Annotated in this window: 16 protein-coding genes; 11 read left to right on the forward strand and 5 right to left on the reverse strand. The window is 67.6% G+C overall.

Going from position 1 to position 19,961, the window contains the following annotated elements; translation table 11 throughout:
• Positions 1–52 precede the first annotated feature (52 nt).
• Genes ACFCYE_RS15865 through ACFCYE_RS15875 form a run of 3 tightly spaced genes read left to right on the forward strand, consistent with a single transcriptional unit; the run spans position 53 to position 6,004 of the window.
• A complete protein-coding gene (locus ACFCYE_RS15865; protein ID WP_376180270.1) occupies positions 53–3,460 on the forward strand; it encodes a pyruvate carboxylase in 3,408 nt (1,135 codons plus the stop codon).
• A 40-nt stretch (positions 3,461–3,500) separates the two neighbouring features.
• On the forward strand, positions 3,501–5,513 hold the full coding sequence (locus tag ACFCYE_RS15870) for an AAA family ATPase (RefSeq protein ID WP_376180272.1): 2,013 nt from the start codon (positions 3,501–3,503) through the stop codon (positions 5,511–5,513).
• On the forward strand, positions 5,513–6,004 hold the full coding sequence (locus ACFCYE_RS15875; protein ID WP_376180274.1) for a peptide deformylase: 492 nt from the start codon (positions 5,513–5,515) through the stop codon (positions 6,002–6,004). Before ACFCYE_RS15870 ends, ACFCYE_RS15875 begins: the two co-directional genes overlap by 1 nt.
• Positions 6,005–6,039: 35 nt before the next feature.
• Here the strand turns inward: ACFCYE_RS15875 and ACFCYE_RS15880 are convergent, their stop codons facing one another.
• Entirely contained in the window at positions 6,040–7,869 is a 1,830-nt protein-coding gene (locus ACFCYE_RS15880) for an AMP-dependent synthetase/ligase (RefSeq protein ID WP_376180276.1), read from the reverse strand.
• 118 nt (positions 7,870–7,987) lie between these two features.
• Between ACFCYE_RS15880 and ACFCYE_RS15885 the strand changes: the two genes are divergently transcribed.
• Complete coding sequence (locus ACFCYE_RS15885; RefSeq protein WP_376180278.1) at positions 7,988–8,686, forward strand: lysophospholipid acyltransferase family protein; 699 nt, start codon at positions 7,988–7,990, stop codon at positions 8,684–8,686.
• A gap of 39 nt (positions 8,687–8,725) precedes the next feature.
• Positions 8,726–10,066 (forward strand): class II 3-deoxy-7-phosphoheptulonate synthase, encoded by a 1,341-nt coding sequence (locus ACFCYE_RS15890; protein WP_376180280.1) that lies wholly within the window; start codon positions 8,726–8,728, stop codon positions 10,064–10,066.
• Between the two features lie 24 nt (positions 10,067–10,090).
• Here the strand turns inward: ACFCYE_RS15890 and ACFCYE_RS15895 are convergent, their stop codons facing one another.
• The 3 genes from ACFCYE_RS15895 to ACFCYE_RS15905 all read right to left on the reverse strand — a co-directional run bounded on the left by ACFCYE_RS15895 (position 10,091) and on the right by ACFCYE_RS15905 (position 13,717).
• Positions 10,091–10,459, reverse strand: a complete 369-nt coding sequence (locus ACFCYE_RS15895) for an HNH endonuclease (protein ID WP_376180282.1) — start codon at positions 10,457–10,459, stop codon at positions 10,091–10,093.
• A 35-nt stretch (positions 10,460–10,494) separates the two neighbouring features.
• Complete coding sequence (gene pknB / locus ACFCYE_RS15900) at positions 10,495–12,447, reverse strand: Stk1 family PASTA domain-containing Ser/Thr kinase (RefSeq protein ID WP_376180284.1); 1,953 nt, start codon at positions 12,445–12,447, stop codon at positions 10,495–10,497.
• A gap of 79 nt (positions 12,448–12,526) precedes the next feature.
• Positions 12,527–13,717, reverse strand: coding sequence for a LysM peptidoglycan-binding domain-containing protein (locus ACFCYE_RS15905; protein ID WP_376180286.1), 1,191 nt, complete (start codon positions 13,715–13,717; stop codon positions 12,527–12,529).
• A 122-nt stretch (positions 13,718–13,839) separates the two neighbouring features.
• Here ACFCYE_RS15905 and ACFCYE_RS15910 point away from each other — a divergent pair, with 122 nt between their 5' ends.
• Positions 13,840–14,199, forward strand: a complete 360-nt coding sequence (locus tag ACFCYE_RS15910) for an Rv2175c family DNA-binding protein (protein WP_376180287.1) — start codon at positions 13,840–13,842, stop codon at positions 14,197–14,199.
• 6 nt (positions 14,200–14,205) lie between these two features.
• Here the strand turns inward: ACFCYE_RS15910 and ACFCYE_RS15915 are convergent, their stop codons facing one another.
• On the reverse strand, positions 14,206–15,294 hold the full coding sequence (locus ACFCYE_RS15915; protein WP_376180289.1) for a polyprenyl synthetase family protein: 1,089 nt from the start codon (positions 15,292–15,294) through the stop codon (positions 14,206–14,208).
• 105 nt (positions 15,295–15,399) lie between these two features.
• On the opposite strand from ACFCYE_RS15915, the gene ACFCYE_RS15920 reads away from it, so the two are divergent.
• The 5 genes from ACFCYE_RS15920 (at position 15,400) to ACFCYE_RS15940 (ending at position 19,937) form a co-directional block, all read left to right on the forward strand.
• Positions 15,400–15,783 (forward strand): DUF3040 domain-containing protein, encoded by a 384-nt coding sequence (locus ACFCYE_RS15920; RefSeq protein WP_376180291.1) that lies wholly within the window; start codon positions 15,400–15,402, stop codon positions 15,781–15,783.
• Between the two features lie 280 nt (positions 15,784–16,063).
• Positions 16,064–16,495 (forward strand): division/cell wall cluster transcriptional repressor MraZ, encoded by a 432-nt coding sequence (gene mraZ, locus ACFCYE_RS15925; RefSeq protein WP_376180293.1) that lies wholly within the window; start codon positions 16,064–16,066, stop codon positions 16,493–16,495.
• Positions 16,496–16,595: 100 nt separating this feature from the next.
• On the forward strand, positions 16,596–17,534 hold the full coding sequence (gene rsmH / locus ACFCYE_RS15930) for a 16S rRNA (cytosine(1402)-N(4))-methyltransferase RsmH (protein ID WP_376180295.1): 939 nt from the start codon (positions 16,596–16,598) through the stop codon (positions 17,532–17,534).
• Positions 17,531–18,130 carry a hypothetical protein gene (locus tag ACFCYE_RS15935; protein ID WP_376180296.1) on the forward strand — a complete coding sequence of 200 codons (600 nt, stop codon included), beginning with the start codon at positions 17,531–17,533 and terminating at the stop codon, positions 18,128–18,130. The genes rsmH and ACFCYE_RS15935 overlap by 4 nt, the downstream gene beginning before the upstream one ends.
• A 13-nt stretch (positions 18,131–18,143) precedes the next feature.
• Positions 18,144–19,937, forward strand: a complete 1,794-nt coding sequence (locus ACFCYE_RS15940; protein WP_376180298.1) for a peptidoglycan D,D-transpeptidase FtsI family protein — start codon at positions 18,144–18,146, stop codon at positions 19,935–19,937.
• Positions 19,938–19,961: the final 24 nt, after the last annotated feature.

The raw sequence follows: 19,961 nt of genomic DNA on the forward strand, positions 1-19,961 counted from the left end.
GCCCCGCCCTTGCATGCGGATCCACGCGTGCATCGAGCAACCAGAGGTGTGCATGTTCCAGAAGATCCTTGTGGCCAATCGCGGCGAGATCGCGATCCGCGCCTTCCGTGCGGCGTTCGAAGTCGGGGCGAGGACGGTCGCCGTCTTCCCGCACGAAGACCGCGGATCCGTTCATCGGCTGAAGGCCGATGAAGCGTACGTGATCGGTGAACGAGGGCATCCCGTTCGCGCCTATCTCGACGTGGACGAGATCATCCGCGTCGCGCTCGAGTCCGGCGCCGACGCGATCTATCCCGGCTACGGCTTCCTCTCGGAGAACCCGGAGCTGGCGGAGAAGGCGGCCGCGAACGGCATCGTCTTCATCGGGCCGCCTGCCGCCGTCCTCGAGATGGCGGGCAACAAGGTGGAGGCGAAGCGGCACGCCGTCGAGGCCGGTGTGCCGGTGCTGCGTTCCACCGAGGCATCCGACGACGTCGACGCGCTCCTCGCCCAGGCCGACGACATCGGCTTCCCGCTCTTCGCCAAGGCGGTCGCCGGCGGCGGCGGACGCGGCATGCGCCGCGTCGAGGGCAGGGCCGAGCTGGCTCCGGCCCTTGCCGAGGCCATGCGCGAGGCCGCGAGCGCCTTCGGCGACCCCCGGATGTTCCTGGAGCAGGCAGTCGTCCGCCCCCGGCACATCGAGGTGCAGATCGTCGCCGACAAGAGCGGCGAGACCGTTCACCTCTTCGAACGCGACTGCTCGGTGCAGCGTCGGCACCAGAAGGTCGTGGAGATCGCGCCGGCACCGAACCTGGACGATGACATCCGACGGGCGCTGCACGGCTATGCCATCGCCTTCGCCCGGTCGATCGGTTACGAGAACGCGGGCACGGTGGAGTTCCTTCTGGAGACCGCGGGGGAGCGCACCGGCGAGGTCGTCTTCATCGAGATGAACCCTCGCATCCAGGTCGAGCACACCGTGACCGAGGAGGTGACCGACGTCGATCTCGTCCAGACGCAGATGCGGATCGCGGCCGGTCAGACCCTCGCCGAGCTCGGTCTGGTCCAGGACCGCATCCAGCTGCGTGGCGCCGCTCTGCAGTGCCGCATCACCACCGAGGATCCGACACAGGGATTCCGGCCGGACACCGGCAAGATCACCACGTATCGCTCGCCGGGCGGCGCGGGCATCCGCCTGGACGGCGGCACGGTGCACCAGGGCGCCCAGATCAGCCCGCACTTCGACTCCATGCTGTCGAAGCTGACCTGCCGCGGACGCGACTTCCCGGCGGCCGTGGCTCGCGCGCGACGCGCGCTCGCGGAGTTCCGCATCCGCGGGGTCTCGACGAACATCCCGTTCCTGCAGGCACTGCTCGAGGACGAGGCGTTCATCGCAGGCGACGTGAGCACGTCCTTCATCGATGAGCGCCCGGAACTGCTCAAGGGCCGGGTCTCGAAGGACCGCGGCACCAAGATCCTCAACTGGCTCGTGGATGTCACCGTCAACAAGCCCAACGGTGCGCACCCTGGCACCGCTGACCCGCGCACGAAGCTGCCTGCGCTCGATCTGTCCACGACACCCGTTCCCGGATCCCGCCAGCGTCTGCAGGAGCTCGGGCCGGATGCCTTCGCCGCCGCGCTGCGTCAGCAGAAGGCACTGGCGATCACGGACACCACGTTCCGGGACGCGCACCAGTCGCTGCTCGCGACGCGCGTGCGCACTCGCGACCTCGTCGCGGCGGCGCCGTACCTCGCCCGCCTCACTCCCGATCTGCTGTCCGTCGAGGCGTGGGGCGGTGCGACCTACGACGTCGCGCTGCGCTTCCTCGGAGAGGACCCATGGGAACGTCTGGACAAGCTGCGCACCGCGCTGCCGAGCATCGCGATCCAGATGCTGCTCCGCGGACGCAACACGGTCGGCTACACCCCGTACCCGACCGCCGTGACGGATGCCTTCGTGCACGAGGCGGCGACCAGCGGCGTCGACATCTTCCGCATCTTCGACGCGCTCAACGACGTCTCCCAGATGCGCCCGGCGATCGACGCGGTGCGTGCGACCGGCACGGCTGTCGCGGAGGTCGCCCTCTGTTACACCGGTGACCTGCTGAACCCCGCGGAAGACCTGTACACGCTGGACTATTACCTGCGGCTGGCCGAGCAGATCGTCGATTCCGGCGCGCACATCCTCGCCATCAAGGACATGGCAGGGCTCCTGCGTCCTGCTGCGGCGGCGAAGCTCGTGTCGGCGCTGCGCGAGCGGTTCGACCTCCCCGTGCACCTGCACACGCACGACACCCCTGGTGGACAGCTCGCGACGCTCCTCGCCGCGAGTGCCGCGGGTGTCGACGCGGTGGATGCCGCATCCGCTCCGCTGTCGGGAACGACGAGTCAGCCCTCGCTCTCCTCACTCGTCGCGTCGCTTGCGCACACCGAGCGCGACAGCGGCATCGACCTCGGCGGCGTCAGCGACCTCGAGCCCTACTGGGAGGCCGTCCGCAAGACGTATGCGCCGTTCGAGTCCGGTCTTCCGGGGCCCACGGGGCGCGTGTATCACCACGAGATCCCCGGCGGTCAGCTCTCGAACCTGCGGCAGCAGGCGAAGGCACTCGGCCTCGCCGACGACTTCGAGCTCATCGAGGACATGTACGCAGCCGCGGACCGGATCCTCGGTCGCGTCCCGAAGGTCACGCCGTCGTCCAAGGTGGTCGGCGATCTGGCTCTGCACCTGGCTGCCGTCAAGGCGGACCCTGCGGACTTCGAAGCCAACCCCGAGAAGTACGACGTGCCGGACTCGGTCGTCGGCTTCATGGCCGGCGAGCTCGGAGACCTCCCGGGCGGCTGGCCGGAGCCGTTCCGCACGAAGGTCCTCGCGGGGCGAACGGTGCGCCCCGGCCTCGCCGAGATCACCGGCGAGGACGAGCAGGAGCTCGCAGGCTCCAGCACTCAGCGGCGTGCGCGTCTGAACCAGCTGCTGTTCCCCGCGCCGACGCGGGAGTTCGCTCAGCGTCGAGACCTGTTCGGCGATCTCTCCGTGCTCGACACCAGCGACTATCTGTTCGGTCTCGTGCAGGGTCAGGAGCATCTGGTCGAGATCGATCGCGGCGTGCAGCTGTATGTCGGACTCGAAGCGATCGGCGACGCCGACGAGCGCGGCATGCGGACGGTGATGACCACGCTGAACGGTCAGTTGCGCCCGGTCTTCGTGCGCGATCGCGCAGTCACGGTCGAGGTGCACGAGGCCGAGAAGGCGGATACCTCCAAGCCCGGTCAGGTGGCCGCACCGTTCTCGGGTGTCGTCACCCTGAAGACCGAGGTCGGTGCGTCGGTCAGAGCCGGTGAACCCGTCGCATCCATCGAGGCGATGAAGATGGAAGCGGCGATCACCGCACCCGTCGACGGCGTGGTCGATCGACTCGCGATCGCCGAGACGGCGCAGGTGGACGCTGGTGACCTTTTGGTCGTCATCCGCCCTGGCCAGTAACCTTGACCGGGCGTGCATGCTGCACGACTGGGAGTGAGACATGACCGCGAAGAACACCGATCTACCCGACGACGATGATTCGCTCGGGGTGCTGGATGACGCCGCATCTCTGGACACGGCTGGCATCGGCATCCTTCCAGGCACCGCTCAGGTGAACCTGACGATCCCGATGGGCGACGACGACGACTTCCTCGACGACCATGCCGTCGTCGATGGCGAGGTCGCCGCCGAGCTGATTCTCGACCCCGCTCCCGAGCTGGAGCCCGCGTCGGCGGCCGACGTCATCGGTCGCATCAAGGACGGCGGCATCGACATCGTGATCGAAGTCCCCGCGGAGGAGTTGCCGTCGGTGACCGTCGACGACGCCGAAGACGCTGTGACGGCAGAAGTCGTGCTCGATCAGGATGAGCTCGCCGATCGAATCGCCGCGAACGATGCCGATTCCGCCACGGCTTCCGTCGATCTCGTCATCGAACAGGATGCCGAGGCGCAGACCGAGTCGGATCCTGATGCAGAACCGGAGCTCGTCGCGCAGTCGAGCGGTGACGCGTCAGCGCCGGTCGACCGTCCGGAGACCGAGGATGCGGCGCCGGCCCCTGAGGCGGTCGCAGCGAGCGCACCCGTGCTCTCCGCGGCTCGGCCTGCGAAGCAGCCCAAGCCGACCAAGACAAAGGCGAAGTCGAAGCCGGTATCCGGGCAGACCGCTGCGGGCGCTGGGGCGGCCGCGCCGCCGAAGTCGACGCCGTCGGCGTCTTCCGCCACCGAGAGCGCACGGGTGGAGCCTGCGGTCTCGGGCGAGATCACCGCCGAGCGCACGGAGCCGGTGCGCCCCGCAGCGACGTCCGACCCCGCGCCCGAGCGCGTCGCACCTGCAGAACCGGCGGCGGCGACCGCCGTCCGTCCGAGCTCCGCATGGGTGGCGACGGTCGAACGGGCTGCGGCAGGCGAAGCATCCGATCCCGCTGAGGAACAGGACGAGACAGTGAGCACTGATAAGGATCCCCGAGCGGCGTCCTCCGAGACCTCGCTCGCGCCCCGCACGACGACACCGGTCAGGGCCGACGTCGAACTGACGTCGAAGCGGCTGGGCGACCAGCTCGGACAGTCGACGCGCGAGTCGGCCGACCTGCTGACCGCCGATCGGCTGCTCGATCCGCACCAGGTCACCAAGCCGGAGCCCGAGGGAGCATGGAGTCACTTCCTGTACACCGTGTCCGGGCGCCGCATCAACATCGGCGATGGCAAGAAGGCCAAGGCACGTAAGGCGCTGTCGACCAAGATCGCGGCTCCGTTGACGGGTGGTGCGCGCTTCGTGCCGGTCCTCTCGCGCAAGGGCGGTGTCGGCAAGACGACGATCACCGCGCTTCTGGGAATGGCACTTGCCGATGCCAGAGACGACCGCGTGATCGCGGTGGACGCCAATCCGGATCGTGGAACGCTCGCAGAGCGCATCGTCGGTTCGCACAGCAAGTCCGTGCGCGACCTCGTTCGCATCCACGACGACGTGCGCGGCTACCACGACATCTCGGCGATCGTCGCGCGTGACACCACACGGCTCGACGTCCTCGCGTCGGATACCGACCCGCGCATCGCGGATGCCTTCGGGGATGCCGACTACCGCGACGTCGCCGATGTCGCGGCGCACTACTACTCGCTGGTGCTCACCGACACCGGAACCGGCATCGTGCATTCCGTCATGGGGGCGACGCTCGAGCTCGCCGACCAGCTGGTGATCGTGTCCGGTCTGAGCGTCGACGAAGCTCGCCTCGCGTCCGAGACGCTGACCTGGCTCGAGACGAACGGGTACTCGGCCCAGGCTCGCGACGCGATCATCGTGCTCAACCAGTCCACCCCTGGCAGCCCGCTGGTCCGGTTGAACGAGTTGGAAACGCACTTCGCCACGCGTGCCCGTCACGTCGTACGGATGCCGTACGACCCGCAGATCGCCGGCGGGGGGCCGATCGTGTTCACGTCGTTGCTGCCGGAGACGCGACAGGCCGCCAGGGAGCTGGCCGCCCTGCTCGTCGAGGGCCTGCGGGCGAGCGCCGCCTGATGTCCGTGCGGGAGATCCGTCTGTTCGGCGACCCCGTGCTGCGCACGGTGTGCGCACCGATCGATGACATCGATGACGGCATCCGGTCGCTGGTGGCCGACCTCGTCGACACCGTCGAACTGCCGGGTCGCGCGGGCGTCGCCGCGAATCAGATCGGCGTGGCGTTGCGCGCGTTCAGCTACAACATCGATGGCGACATCGGTTACGTGCTCAACCCCGTGCTCGTCGAGGTGCGAGGCGAGCCCGTTCCGACCGGCGAGGGATGCCTGTCGGTGCCCGGACTCTGGCACGACGCGATGCGGCACCCGTGGGCGCGCGTGGAGGGCATCGATCTCGATGGGAACGCGGTCGTCCTGGAAGGCGAAGGGCTGCTCGCCCAGGCGCTGCAGCACGAGACGGACCACCTGGACGGCACGGTGTACCTGTCACGCCTCGCCCCGGAGACGCGCAAGATCGCGATGCGCGAGGTCCGCGAGAGCAGCTGGTTCTGACACCGCGCTGCCCTCGCTGAACTCGGGCGGGAGCGTCAGCCGCCGAGGGCGACGTTCGTGGTCTGCACCGGCTCGTCGTAGATCGCGGCGATCTCGTCGGCGAAGTCCGTCATGATGACGTTGCGCTTGATCGACATCTTCGGCGTCAAATGGCCGGATGCCTCGGTCCACTCGGATTCGAGGATCGTGAACTTGCGAATCGACTCGGCGCGGGACACGGCAGCGTTGGCGACGTCGACCGCGCGCTGCACCTCGGCGCGAACCGCCGCGTTGCGGGATGCTTCGGCGAGCGACATCGAGCCGTCGAGGCCGTTGTTCGCGAGCCACGTCGGCAGCATCTCGGGGTCGAGCGTGATCAGCGCCGAGATGAACGGCTTCTGGTCGCCAACGACGACCACCTGGCCGACGACGGGATTCGCGCGGATGGGGTCCTCGAGCGCTGCGGGTGCGACGTTCTTGCCGCCTGCCGTGACGATGATCTCCTTCTTGCGCCCGGTGATCGTGAGGAATCCTTCGCTGTCGAAGGAGCCGATGTCGCCGGTGCGGAACCATCCGTCGTCGAAGGCCGTAGCCGTGGCCTCCGGGTTGTTCCAGTACTCCTTGAAGACGTTGACGCCCTTGACCTCGATCTCGCCGTCCTCTGCGAGGCGGACGCTGACACCGGGCAGGGCAGGACCGACAGTGCCGATCTTGGACTTGTCGCCCTGATTGACGGTGGCCGGCGCCGTGGTCTCGGTCAGGCCGTAGCCCTCCAGGATCACCACGCCGAGGCTGTGGAAGAAATGCCCGAGGCGCGGGCCGAGGGGAGCGGAGCCCGAGATCGCGTAGGCGATGTTGCCGCCCATCGCGGCGCGGAGCTTCGAGTAGACCAGCTTGTCGAACAGCGCGAACTTGATCTTCAACCCGAAGGGGATCTTTCGCCCTTCTTCGAGGAGCCGGGAGTGCTCGATGGCTGCGGCTGCGGCGGCGTGGAAGATCTTGCCCTTGCCGCCGGCCTCGGCCTTCTGCTCGGCGGAGTTGTAGACCTTCTCGAACACTCGCGGCACCGCCAGCAGGAACGTCGGCTTGAACGATCCGAGCGCGGGCAGCAACTGCTTGGTGTCGGGCTGGTGCCCGGTGCGCACGCCCGCGTGGATGTTGAGGATCGAGATGAAGCGGGCGAACACGTGCGCCGTGGTGATGAACAGCACGGTGGACGCGCCGGGCATCGAGAGAACGGAATCCAGCGACTTGGAGGAGTTGCGTGTCAACTCGACGAAGTTGCTGTGCGTCAGCACGCACCCCTTCGGCCGACCTGTCGAGCCGGAGGTGTAGATCAGAGTGGCGATGTCGCTGCCGACCGCGATCAGACGGCGGCGTTCGATCTCGGCATCCTCGATCGATGCTCCCTGAGCGGTGAGTGTGTCGACGGCGCCCAGGTGCATCTGCCACACCTCGCGCACCAGCGGCAGGTCGCCGCGGACCTCATCGAATCGCTGGAAGTGATCGGAAGACTCCACGATGAGGGCGATCGCGCCGGAGTCCTCCATGATCCACTGGATCTGCGCGGGGGAGCTGGTCTCGTACACCGGCACCATGACGGCTCCGGCGTAGAACAGCGCGAAGTCGATGAGCGTCCACTGGTATGTGGTGCGCGCGATGAAGCCGATCTTGTCGCCGGGTTGGATGCCGGCGGCGACGAAACCCTTGGCCAGCGCGACCACGGCCGTCTGGAAGTCGGCGGCCGTGATGTCGCGCCATCCGTCTCCCTGCGGGACCGAGAACAGGGCGCGATTCGGAGTCGCCTTGACCCTCTCGACGAGCAGGTCTGTGATGTTGGCATCGGGGTCGGCTGGGACGATTGCGGGAACATCGAACTGGACCATGGCAGCTCCTTCGGTACCGGTCGGGCACGTGGTTTTCTCGAGTCTAAGGCATGGCATTCAGTCGCACGGGATATGGGACTGCGTCGCAGGTATCGACTGGGCGCTAGACTGCACATCGATGTTCTACTGGCTGATGAAGTATGTCGCGATCGGCCCCATCGTCAAGGCGATCTTCCGCCCCTGGATCGTGGGTCGGCGCAACGTGCCGACGACGGGTGCGGCGATCCTCGCCAGCAACCATCTGTCATTCGCGGACTCGATCTTCCTGCCGCTGGTGATCGACCGGCCGATGTCGTTCCTCGCCAAGAGCGACTACTTCACGGGCCGCGGGATCAAGGGCTGGGCCACGCGCTTCTTCATGAAGGCGACCGGTCAGATCCCGATCGACCGCTCGGGCGGCAAGGCGTCGGAAGCTTCTCTCAACACCGGGTTGCAGGTGCTCGGACGCGGCGACCTGCTCGGCATCTATCCCGAAGGCACACGAAGCCCCGACGGCAGGCTCTACCGGGGGCGCACGGGGATCGCGCGCATGGCGCTCGAGGCGAAGGTCCCGGTGATCCCGGTGGTGATGGTCGACACCGACACGGCGATGCCGATCGGTCAGCGCCTGCCGAACATCGTGCGCGTGGGAATCGTCATCGGTGAGCCGCTGGACTTCTCCCGGTACGAGGGCATGGAGAACGATCGATACATCCTCCGTTCCGTCACGGACGAGATCATGATCGCGCTGCAGCGCCTCGGCGAGCAGGAGTACGACGACGTCTACGCGTCCACGGTGAAGGACCGCCTCCCCGCCGGCGTCACACGGCGCTCCTGACGCGTCGGAGGGGCATCGCGCCCCAGTAAGCTGGGGAACATGCCGAACCCGCATGACGCAGCACTCGACGCCTGGCGCGCACTTCCGATCAAGCAGCAGCCGCAGTGGCCCGATGCGGATCGCGTCGCCGAGGTCTCCGGTCAGATCGCGGCGCTGCCTCCGCTGGTCTTCGCGGGCGAGGTGGACAACCTCCGCGATCGGCTGGCGCGGGCTGCATCAGGGCAGGCCTTCCTCCTGCAGGGAGGCGACTGCGCCGAGACGTTCGCCGGTGCGACGGCCGAGCAGATCCGCAACCGGATCAAGACGGTCCTGCAGATGGCGGTCGTGCTCACCTACGGCGCCTCCATGCCCATCGTGAAGATGGGCCGGATGGCAGGTCAGTTCGCGAAGCCCCGCTCCAGCGACTCTGAGACCCGTGGCGACATCACCCTGCCCGCCTACCGCGGCGACATCGTCAACGGCTACGACTTCACCGAGACCTCCCGCACCGCCGACCCCGGTCGGCTGCTGCAGGGATATCACACGGCGGCATCCACACTGAACCTCATCCGTGCGTTCACGCAGGGCGGCTTCGCCGACCTCCGCGAGGTCCACTCGTGGAACAAGGGCTTCGCGCAGAACCCCGCGAACCAGCGCTACGAGCGGATGGCGAGCGAAATCGATCGCGCCATCAAATTCATGGAGGCCGCAGGGGCCGACTTCGACGAGCTCAAGCGCGTCGAGTTCTTCACGGGTCACGAGGGCCTGCTGATGGACTACGAGCGCCCGATGACCCGCATCGACTCCCGCACGGACACGCCCTACAACACGTCGGCGCACTTCCTGTGGATCGGGGAGCGCACGCGTGAGCTCGACGGCGCGCACGTCGACTACTTCTCCAAGATCCGCAATCCCATCGGCGTCAAGCTCGGCCCGACGACCTCGCCCGAGACGGCGCTGGCGCTCATCGACAAGCTCGACCCCGAGCGCGAGCCCGGTCGGCTCACGTTCATCACGCGCATGGGCGCTGGCAAGATCCGCGATGCGCTTCCGCCGCTGCTGGAGGCCGTGAAGGATGCCGGCGCGACCCCGCTCTGGGTCACCGACCCCATGCACGGTAACGGCATCACCACGCCGACCGGATACAAGACCCGTCGCTTCGACGATGTCGTCGACGAGGTGCGCGGCTTCTTCGAGGCGCACCGCGCCGTCGGCACGTTCCCCGGCGGCATCCATGTCGAGCTCACCGGTGACGATGTCACCGAGTGCCTCGGCGGGTCTGAGCACATCGACGAGGCGGACCTCGCGACGCGCTACGAGTCGCTGTGCGATCCCCGCCTCAACCACATGCAGAGCCTGGAGCTGGCATTCCTCGTGGCAGAGGAGCTCGAGAAGCGCTGACCCTGGTAACGCAGTTCCGTTCGGTCAATCGACCGAACGGAACGCCGACAGGATGGTCGCGTGCCGGAGCAGGAACGCGCGTTCGTCGAGCTTCTTGCGCCGCAGCCAGGCGGTGACCTCGTTGTTGTGCTTGCTGGCATTGCATGACGCGCAGGCGGGCACGACGTTCTCGAGTGTGTATCGGCCGCCGCGGGAAATCGGCTGGACGCAGTCGCGCTGAAGCGGGAGACCAGTCACGCGGCAGTAGGCGCATCCGCCCCAGGCTGCGAGAATGTCGGCCCATTGCGCTGTGGTGAGATCGTTGTCCACGCGGTCGAGACGCCGCTGCCGTCGCTTCGCATAGCGCGCCCGTGACGCGTTCGAAGCGGTGGGGAACCTGCGGCGGGGCTGCACGGATCAACCGTACTGCGCGGCCGGCCCATCGGCGCTCAGCCGCTGAGCTGGATGGTGAGCTCGACGTTCGATCCCGCGCGAAGTGACGCGTCGGAACCGGGGGTCTGGCCGGTCACGATCGCCATATCGGCGAAACCGGGGAGATCGCCCCAGGCGGCATAGCTCGCGGTGAACCCGCCTGAGGCCTCGGCAAGCGCCTGCTTCGCCTCTGTCAGCGTCATCCCGCCGACGTCCGGAACCTCGAACAGCTGCGGTCCCTTCGAGACCACGAGCGACGTGGAATCGCCGGGGCGCCAGTTGCCGCTCGGGTCGCGCTCTGCCATGGACATCACGATGCCGGCCTCGACATCGTCGCTGTACTCCTCGGACTGCTCGGTGACCGAGATGCCCTTCTCGTCAAGGGCTGCCACGGCATCCTCTGCCGACATTCCGACGACGTCGGGCAGCGGGCCCAGCGAAACGTAGAGCTCGACGGTGTCGTCCTCAAGGATGTCGCAGCCTTCGCCGCATTCGTAGCTGTCGCCACCTGCCCGCGGCGTGACGTACGCGTTGATGACGACGTCCGCGTCGGCAGAGGAGTACAGCTCGAGTGTCTCGTCCTGGACGTTCACGTTCACGGAGCCCAGGTAATCCCTGGCATCCTGCTCCGTCCGGCCGTTCAGTGCCTCCAGGGTGTGCGAGGCAGGGCCGTCGGAGATGTAGACCGTCACCTCCGCGCCCTTGTCGAGCCGCTCGCCGGGTTCGGGGTCGCTGCGGATGGCCAGTCCGGCGTCGACGTCGACCGCGTTCGCATGCGCCTCGACGGCGACGAGATCGTGTTCTGCGAGTTCGGACTGCGCGGCCTCGAAGCTCACTCCCGCGACGTCGGGAACCGCGACCAGGGATCCGGGACCCGAGCCGAACCACCAGCCGATGCCGCCGGCGAGCGTCGCGAGCAGCAGCACGAGCGCGAGCAGGAAGGCGCCGCGCGCGCGTCGACGCGACGTGCGTCGGCGCAGCAGCGTCGCGTTGTCCACCTGCTCGTTCACCGGGCCGGTCGGATCCGCGATGACGGCAGTGCCGGGCAGCACCTTGGTGACGTCTCCGGAGTCGAGCTGCGAACGGGCCGGGGGAGAGGTCGCCGCGGCGACCTGAGGAGCGATGCCGAGCTCCTTCTCGATCTCGCGGAGTCGGTTCAACATCGCCTGGGCGTCGTCAGGTCGCTCCTGCGGGCTGCGTTCGGTCGCCCACAGCACAAGCTCGTCCAGCGGCTCCGGCACGGATGGATTGCGTGCGCTCGGGCGCGGCACCGACTCCGTCGCGTGCTGGAACGCGATCTGCATGGGCTGCTCGCCCTTGTAGGGCTGCTCGCCGGTCAGCATCTCGTACAGCATGATGCCGAGAGCGTAGATGTCGCTGCGGGCATCGGCTGTGCCGCGTGTGACGAGTTCGGGCGCGAGATACGCGATCGTTCCGAGCAGCTGAGCGCCTGTCGCCGTGTTCGCCGTGGTGGCACGAGCCAGACCGAAGTCGCCGATCTTGATGCGGCCGTCCTCGGCCAGCAGCACGTTCTCGGGCTTCACATCGCGGTGCACGATCCCGCCGCGGTGCGCGGCAGCGAGGCCGGCGAGCACGGCATCCATGATGGTGATGGTCTGCGGGATCGTCAGACGTCGCTGTTCGCGCATGAGCTCACGCAGCGTGATTCCGGGGAGGTACTCCATCACCAGGTAGGCGAGTTCGCCGTCCTGGCCCTGGTCGAACACGTTGACCACGTGCGGGTCGGCGAGACGCGCCGCCGCCCGCGCCTCCTGGATGAACCGGCTCTGGAAGTTCGAATCATCGCTGAGGTGAGCGTGCATCACCTTCAGGGCGATGCGTCGCTCGAGTCTCAGATCCGTGGCGACGTACACGGTGGCCATGCCGCCTCGGGCGATCCGGGCGCGTACGCGATAGCGTCCGTCGACAAGCCGCCCGATGAGGGGGTCGGCCTGCTGATTCGTCGTCACGAAGAAAGTCTACGGAGAACAGGCTGAAAGCCCCGGCAACGCCTCACCCCTGCGGCCATCCCGGCAGCGGAGTTCGCCGTCATCCGAGCTGCGCGAGCCACTGATAGGACGCCTGCTCCCACTGGCCGTAGCGCTCGGGGAAGGCGGACTTCTGGACGGCCTGCGCCGCGTCGGTGAATCGCATCGTCTCCCACCCGGTGACGTCGAGGAGTCCATGCGTCATGGTGCCGTCCGGATTCGTGTTCCCGGTGAAGAAGGTGCGGATCGCGTAGTCGCGATTGCGGATCTCCTCCGCCGTGCCCCAGCCGGTGCTCGGACGCTGCTGGAACAGGCCGAGCGAGTCGCGGTCGCCCCAATCCAGATTGCGCAGCCAGGACTCGACCATGCTCGTCGCGAGCGCGATGGCGATCCCTCGGTCCGAGACGCCGAGTTCTCGACCGATACGGATGATCATGAGGGCGTTCTCGGTCTGCGGAGCATTCAGCGTCGCGGTCTTCGGGCCGTGGTCGGTGGCCGCGGCTTCCTGCTTGCCGGGGATCGCGATCTTCTGGCCCGGATAGATGATCGAGGAGCCGGAGAGTCCGTTAGCCGCGAAGATCGCACTGATCGTGGTGGCGTACTTCTTCGCGATGCCGGTGATGGTGTCGCCGGCGACGACCGTGTGGGTGGCGGCGGTGTTCGACGCCGGAGCCGGGGCGGATGCCGGGGCAGGGGTCGATGCCGGGGCCGGTGTAGGAGCGGCGGTGCCCGCGATTCGGATCTTCTGACCCGGATAGATGATCGAAGAGCGCGAAAGACCATTCGCCGCCAGGACGGCGTCGATCGTGGTGGCGTACTTCGCGGCGATGCGCGTGATGGTGTCGCCGGCGACGACGATGTGCGTGTGGACAGACGGAGCCGCGGGAGCGGGGGCGACGGGGACAGTGCTGGACGCGGGGGATGCCGGCGTCAGACGCAGTACCTGGCCCGGGCGGATCAGCGCATCAGCGCCCAATCCGTTCCACGACACCAGGTCGGCGGAACGCAGGCCGTAGTTGCGCGCTATGGCCCACACGGTATCGCCGGAGCGGACGGTGTGCGTCGCCGGCAACGGCGCCGCCGTCGGCAGCGTGCGAGCGCCGAGAACATGTGTGCGCTCGATAGCGCCCGTCGTGGTCTCTGCTGCGGTCGCCGGGGCGGCCGCGAATGCGCCGGAAAGTGTGCTCAGGAGCGCGGCCGGGATCCCCACCTGAAGGTGACGGATACGGCGGCGCATTGTCTGCTGGCTCAAGGTAGCCCCCTTTGATCGCCTCGTCCACGCTGACACGGATGTATACGGAAGTCAACAGAAGTGATGAATGTGACTCCTGTGACTGGTGGGGCGACATGCGCCTGTCAGCCGGAGGTGAGATAGTGAACAACGTGTCTGAGACTGCCCCCGCATCGACCCCTACCGACTGGCTGACCCTGCCCGACCTCGTCGAGGTGCTGGGCGAATCGCAGAGTCGAGTGCGTCGCCTCATCGACGACCACCACCTGATCGCCTCTCGGCGCAGCGGAGTGCTGGCCGTGCCGGCGCTCTTCATCGTGGACGGGCACCCGCTCTCCTCGCTGCGCGGCACGATCATCGCGCTGCAGGATGCCGGACTCACCGATGACGAGGCGATCGACTGGCTGCTCGCCGAGGACGACACGCTCGGCCGCGCGCCGATCGCCGCGCTGCTCGCCGGCCACAAGAGCGAAGTCCGGCGCGTCGCGCGCACCCTCGCCTGAGTCGGTTCAGGCCACGCGCGTCGTGGCGGCTCTGGCGAGCTCTCGCAGTTCGCCGACCGCGGCGTTGTCCAGCCGTGCCCCGATGAGTGATCTGTCCGCGGTCCGCGCGTAGTCGCCGATCAGCGTCTCCACGCGATCCAGCGCACCGCTGTCGCGCACCGTGGCCTGCAGCGCCGCGATCTGCGCATCGTCGAGCAGGTCATCGCCGAGCATCTCGTCGAGCACGACGCGCGCGGATGCGGTCAGTCGCTCGCGCGTGAAGGCGATGAGCACCGTCCGCTTGCCCTCGCGCAGGTCGTCTCCGCTCGGCTTGCCGGTGAGCGCCGTGTCGCCGAACACACCGAGGACGTCATCGCGCAACTGGAACGCCATCCCCAGCGGCATCCCGAAGTCGTCGAGGGCACTCAGCTGCTCGGCATCCGCGCCGGCGAGGACCGCTCCGAGACGCAACGGCTGCGCGACGCTGTATCTGGCGGACTTGAACGAGATCACGCGGAGCGCGCGCTCGGCGTGCTCATCCAGCGGGTTGACGCTCCAGGCCGATTCTTCGGCGATGTCGAGGAACTGGCCGGTCGTCACGTCGCGCCGCATGCGGGCGTACTCGGCGCGTACCGCCGGCGCATTCGGCAGGCCCCGCAGGGCGTCCTCCAGCAGGTCGTCGCTCCATGCCACGAGCAGGTCGCCGACCAGAACCGCCGCGGACCGTCCGAATGCCGCGGCATCCCCGCTCCAGCCGGCATCGCGATGCTCGGCCTCCAGTGCGCGGTGCGCAGCGGGTCGTCCGCGTCGCGTGTCGGAGTTGTCGATCAGGTCGTCGTGCACGAGCGCGGCGGCCTGGAACACTTCGAGGGCGGCGCACAGGCGCCACAGCGCCTCCGGTTCGATGAGCGAGCGCTCCGAGGCTCTCGCCACCGCGCTCCACCCGGCATGGCAGAACCGTGCTCGCAGGCGCTTTCCGCCCGACAGTGTCGCGGCTGCCGACTCGATGAACCGGCGGCCGTCAGGTCCGTATTCCGCGGCTTCGTCGCGCATTCGATCCAGGAACTGCTCGAGCGCGGTGGCGATGGAATCGGAGACGGAAGCAGGGGAGTGCACGCACCCCAGCCTACGGCGATCGGATGCGACACCTCTCAGCCGATCTCTAGCCTCGGAGCCCGGTGCGCAGGTAGACTGGAAGACACGAAACCCGAGGGGGACGGAATGCCACTGTCCGAACAGGAGCAGCGTCTGCTCGACGAGATGGAACGCCATCTCCTCCAAAACGACGCAGATGTTGTCAGCGCGCCCTCGGGCGACCGCGTGCTGAGCTATCGCAACCTCGTCTACGGCGCGGTTCTGCTGTTGGTGGGCATCGGCGCTCTCGTCGTCGGTGTGGCGCTGGCAAACGATCTCGGCGCCTTCGCCATCGCCATCGGCGTGGTCGGATTCCTCGCCATGCTCGGCGGGGTCATGCTCGCCGTGACACCCGTGCGTCGCACGACGAGTTCGGTTCCCAAAGCGCCTCGCGAGAAGGGGCCGACCTCGTCGGCCGGCTTCATGGATCGCATGAACGATCGATGGGATCGTCGCCAAGAGGGGCGCTGACCCCACTTCTCTCCACTTCGAGAACCCGGATGCTCTGAGCATCCGGGTTCTTTGCGTTTCCGGGTGCTGATGCTGCCCTCGGCTCCACCCGCCCTCCACTGGCCCTCCACTTCACTCCACGCGCCGCGATGCGCGTGATTTCGCGGGATTCCGAGCAGAGCGCGGCGACGCGGGGTCGCGGTGCGCCATCATCGGTGGGATTGGTCGTAGGAATGTGGAGCAAAGTGGAGTAAAGTGGGGCATACCTCGAGTTGGCCGGACAAAGAGGGGGTGAAGGCCGATGTTGTTGGGAACGCACTCTCCGAAGCTCGACGACAAGGGCCGAGTCATCCTGCCGGCCAAGTTCCGCGAGGACCTCGCCGGCGGCATCGTCGTCACGCGCGGACAGGAGCGCTGCCTCTACGTCTTCAGCACGGCCGAGTTCGAGGAACTGCACGAGCGGATCCGGCAAGCGCCGCTCAGCAACAAGCAGGCCCGTGACTTCCTGCGCATGTTCCTCTCCGGAGCGAGCGCCGAGATGCCCGACAGTCAGAACCGCATCACCATCCCGGCGCACCTGCGCCAGTACGCAGGGCTCGAGAAGGAGCTCGTCGTGACCGGTGTCGGCGCACACGCCGAGATCTGGGATGCCGCGGCTTGGAACACCTACCTCGAAAGCAACGAGGAAACATACGCAGAACTGGAACAGGAGGTGATTCCGGGATTGTTCTGACCTCGACTGTGATGCCCCGCCGCTCCCGCCCCGACACACTTCCCCGGTGCCGGGTCGTGAAGCGGAGGGGGATCAGAGTCGAAGGTCTCCCGAAGACATCATGAGCATCCGCGACATTCACACCCCGGTCCTCCTGGAGCGCTGCATCGATCTGCTGGCTCCGGCGCTGCAGCATGACGGCGCCGTCCTGGTGGACGCCACGCTCGGCATGGGCGGGCACGCCGAGGCGTTCCTCGAGCGTTTCGACAACATCCGCCTCATCGGCCTCGACCGCGACACCGACGCGCTTCGGATCGCTTCCGAGCGTCTGGCTCGCTTCGGCGGGCGCGTCTCCTTCGTGCACTCCGTGTACGACGAGATCGGGCTGCACGCTCAGGGGGCCGACGGCATCCTGTTCGACCTCGGCGTCTCGTCCCTGCAGCTGGACGAAGCGGAGCGCGGCTTCGCGTACTCCAAGGACGCGCCACTGGACATGCGGATGGATCAGACCAAGGGCACGACAGCGGCCGACGTCCTCGCGACGTACAGCGAAGGCAACCTTCGTCGCATCTTCGAGCGCTACGGCGAGGAGAAGCTGGCCGGACGCTACGCGCGTTTCATCGTCCAGGCCCGGCAGGAGACGCCGCTGGAGCGATCGGGCCAGCTCGTCGAACTCCTCGTCGCCGCCACACCTGCCGCCGCGCAGCGTGCCGGACACCCCGCCAAGCGCGTGTTCCAGGCGCTGCGGATCGAGGTCAACTCCGAACTGAGCGTCCTCGCGGACGCCATCCCGTCCGCGATGGACGCCCTGAACATCCGCGGTCGCATCGTGGTCATGTCGTACCAGTCGCTGGAGGACCGCCTGATCAAGCAGGCGTTCGCCGCGGCATCCGCATCGACCGCCCCGGCAGGTCTGCCGGTCGAGCTTCCGGAGCACGCCCCCCGGTTCCGGATGCTGACCAAGGGTGCCGAGCTCGCCGGAGACGAGGAGCGCGCGCGCAATCCGCGTGCGATTCCGGTGCGGCTGCGTGCCGCCGAGAAGCTGAGGGAGCGGTCATGAGTGCCGAAGCAACAGCCCGCCTGCGGCCGACCCCGCAGACGCCCGCTCGCGAAGAGCGCGGACGCCGCCTTCGACCCGTCGAGCAGACGGCGCCGCGGCGTCGTCCCAAGCTGGTGTACGCGCTGGTCGCGCTGACCGGTGCGCTGGTGATCGGAGCCGCGCAGATGGGGCTCACTCTCGCGACGACGCACGACTCGTTCGTCGTCGCCGAGCTGAAGGACCAGCAGCGTTCGCTGGGCCTTCAGACGCAGGCGCTCGAAGAGCAGCTCGCAGGCACGAACTCTCCGCAGGCGCTCGCAGGCAAGGCGAGCGAGCTGGGCATGGTCGTCGCGGGGACCGCCTCGTATCTCCGGCTCAGTGACGGCGCCGTCGTCGGCGCCGGAATCGGAGCCGACGGAGTCTCGACGGTGAATCCGAACGGATCGGGCGCCGTCGCGAACTCGCTGCTCGACGATCGCGTTGCGGCCTCGGCTGCTGCAACTGCTGCCGACGAACAGGCGGTCCAGGAGGTCACCGCAGCGGATGCCGTGGCGCCGCCGGAATCCGACACGCCGCCGCCCCTCACCGACGGGCTGCCGACACCGAGCACACACTGAGACCGGAGACATGATGACGACACGTGCAACCCGTGGTCCCCGGCGGCGTACCGTCGTCGCGCTGGCGGTCGTGTTCGCCGTTCTCGCAGCATTCGTGGTCCGACTGGTCGACATCCAGGTGGTGTCGGCCGACGACCACGTGTCCGATTCTCTCCAGGTCGGAAATCTCGGCACGACGACCACCATCGCGGGCAACCGCGGGAGCATCGTCGACGCCGATGGAACCGTGCTCGCAGCGAGCACGCTGGTCTACGACGCGCAGCTCTCGCCGTCGCTCATCGCCATCGTCGACGACAACAAGAAGAATCCGCCAGCGCACCTGTGGGCGGAGGCATCGGACAAGATCGCGGCTGTCATCGGCACGACAGGTGAACAGCTGCGCGCCGACGTCGCGGCGAACCTCGAAGAGAATCCCGATTCGCAGTACCTCTTCCTGAAGAACGGGCTCAACACCGAGCAGTATCTGCAGCTGAAGGCACTGAAGGACGAGGGGCTGGCGTACCTCGCGATGAAGTCCCGCAGTGTCCGCGTGTACCCGAACGGTGCGGTGGCCGGCACGATGGTCGGCTTCCTCAACGGTGCGGGCGAGGGACAGTACGGCGTCGAGCGCATGGCCGGCGAGTGCCTCGCGCCCACCGACGGCTCGCAGACGTACCGTCGCAGCAAGGACGGCATCGTCATCCCCGGCAGCGAGAGCACGACGGATGCCGTCGACGGCGGAACCGTGCAGCTCACGCTCAACAGCGACCTGAACTGGTATCTCCAGCAGATGGTCGCTGAGGAGGCGCAGCGCCAGGGCGCAGCGAGCGCCACGGTGACGGTGGTCGAGGTCAAGACCGGCAAGATCCGTGCCGCGGCCGAGTGGCCGTCGGTCGATCCGAACAATGTCGACGGCACGCCCAGCGGCTACTGGACCTCCCAGATCTTCTCCAAGACGTTCGAACCGGGCTCCACGTTCAAGGCAGTGACCGCGGCCACGATCATCGATCAGGGCGTGGCTGACTGGTCGACCGGTGTAACGGCCGAGAGCCGCGAGTTCTTCCCCAACGGGGCCGAGATCAACGACCCGTTCTCGCACCCGCGGTACAACTACACGCTCGCGGGCGCCCTGATCGATTCGTCCAACGTCGCGCTGTCGAAGTACGGCGAGATGGTCGCCCCTGAAGTCCGTCACGACTACCTGGCCAAATTCGGGGTGGGTCAGAAGACGCCGATCAGCCTTTATGGCGAAGAGCCCGGCACGCTGCACCCCGCCAGCAAGTGGGACAACCAGTCGCTGTACACGACGACGTTCGGCCAGCACTTCACGATCACCGCCGCGCAGCTCGCCAGCGCCTACCAGACCTTCGCGAACGACGGGGAGCGCATCGACCTCTCGCTGATCGAGTCCTGCACGCACGCCGACGGCACCGTGGTCGAAGCCGACGCGCCGGAGCACGAGCAGGTCATCAGCGAGAACACCGCGACTCAGGTGCAGCGCATGCTCGAGAACGTCGCCGTACAGGGCGGACTGTCCGAACGGATCGAGGTCCCCGGCTACCGGATCGCGACCAAGACCGGCACCGCGCAGACGCCGGATGGGCACGGCGGATACAAGTCCGGGCTCTACGACGTGAGCATCGTGGGGTACGCGCCGGCAGAGGATCCTGAGTACGTCGTCGTGGTCACGATGGACGAGCCGACTAAGCTGAGGACGTCTGCCGCCACCGCCACAGCCTTCCAGAAGGCGATGACGCAGGTGCTCAAGACCTATCGGGTGAAGCCGTCCACAGAACCCATGGACGAGCTGCTCCCCAAGTTCAACTAAGCCGGCCACCCGCCGCGCGTGGAG

This window comes from Microbacterium sp. NPDC056234, assembly GCF_042267585.1.
In the GTDB taxonomy this organism is placed as follows: domain Bacteria; phylum Actinomycetota; class Actinomycetes; order Actinomycetales; family Microbacteriaceae; genus Microbacterium.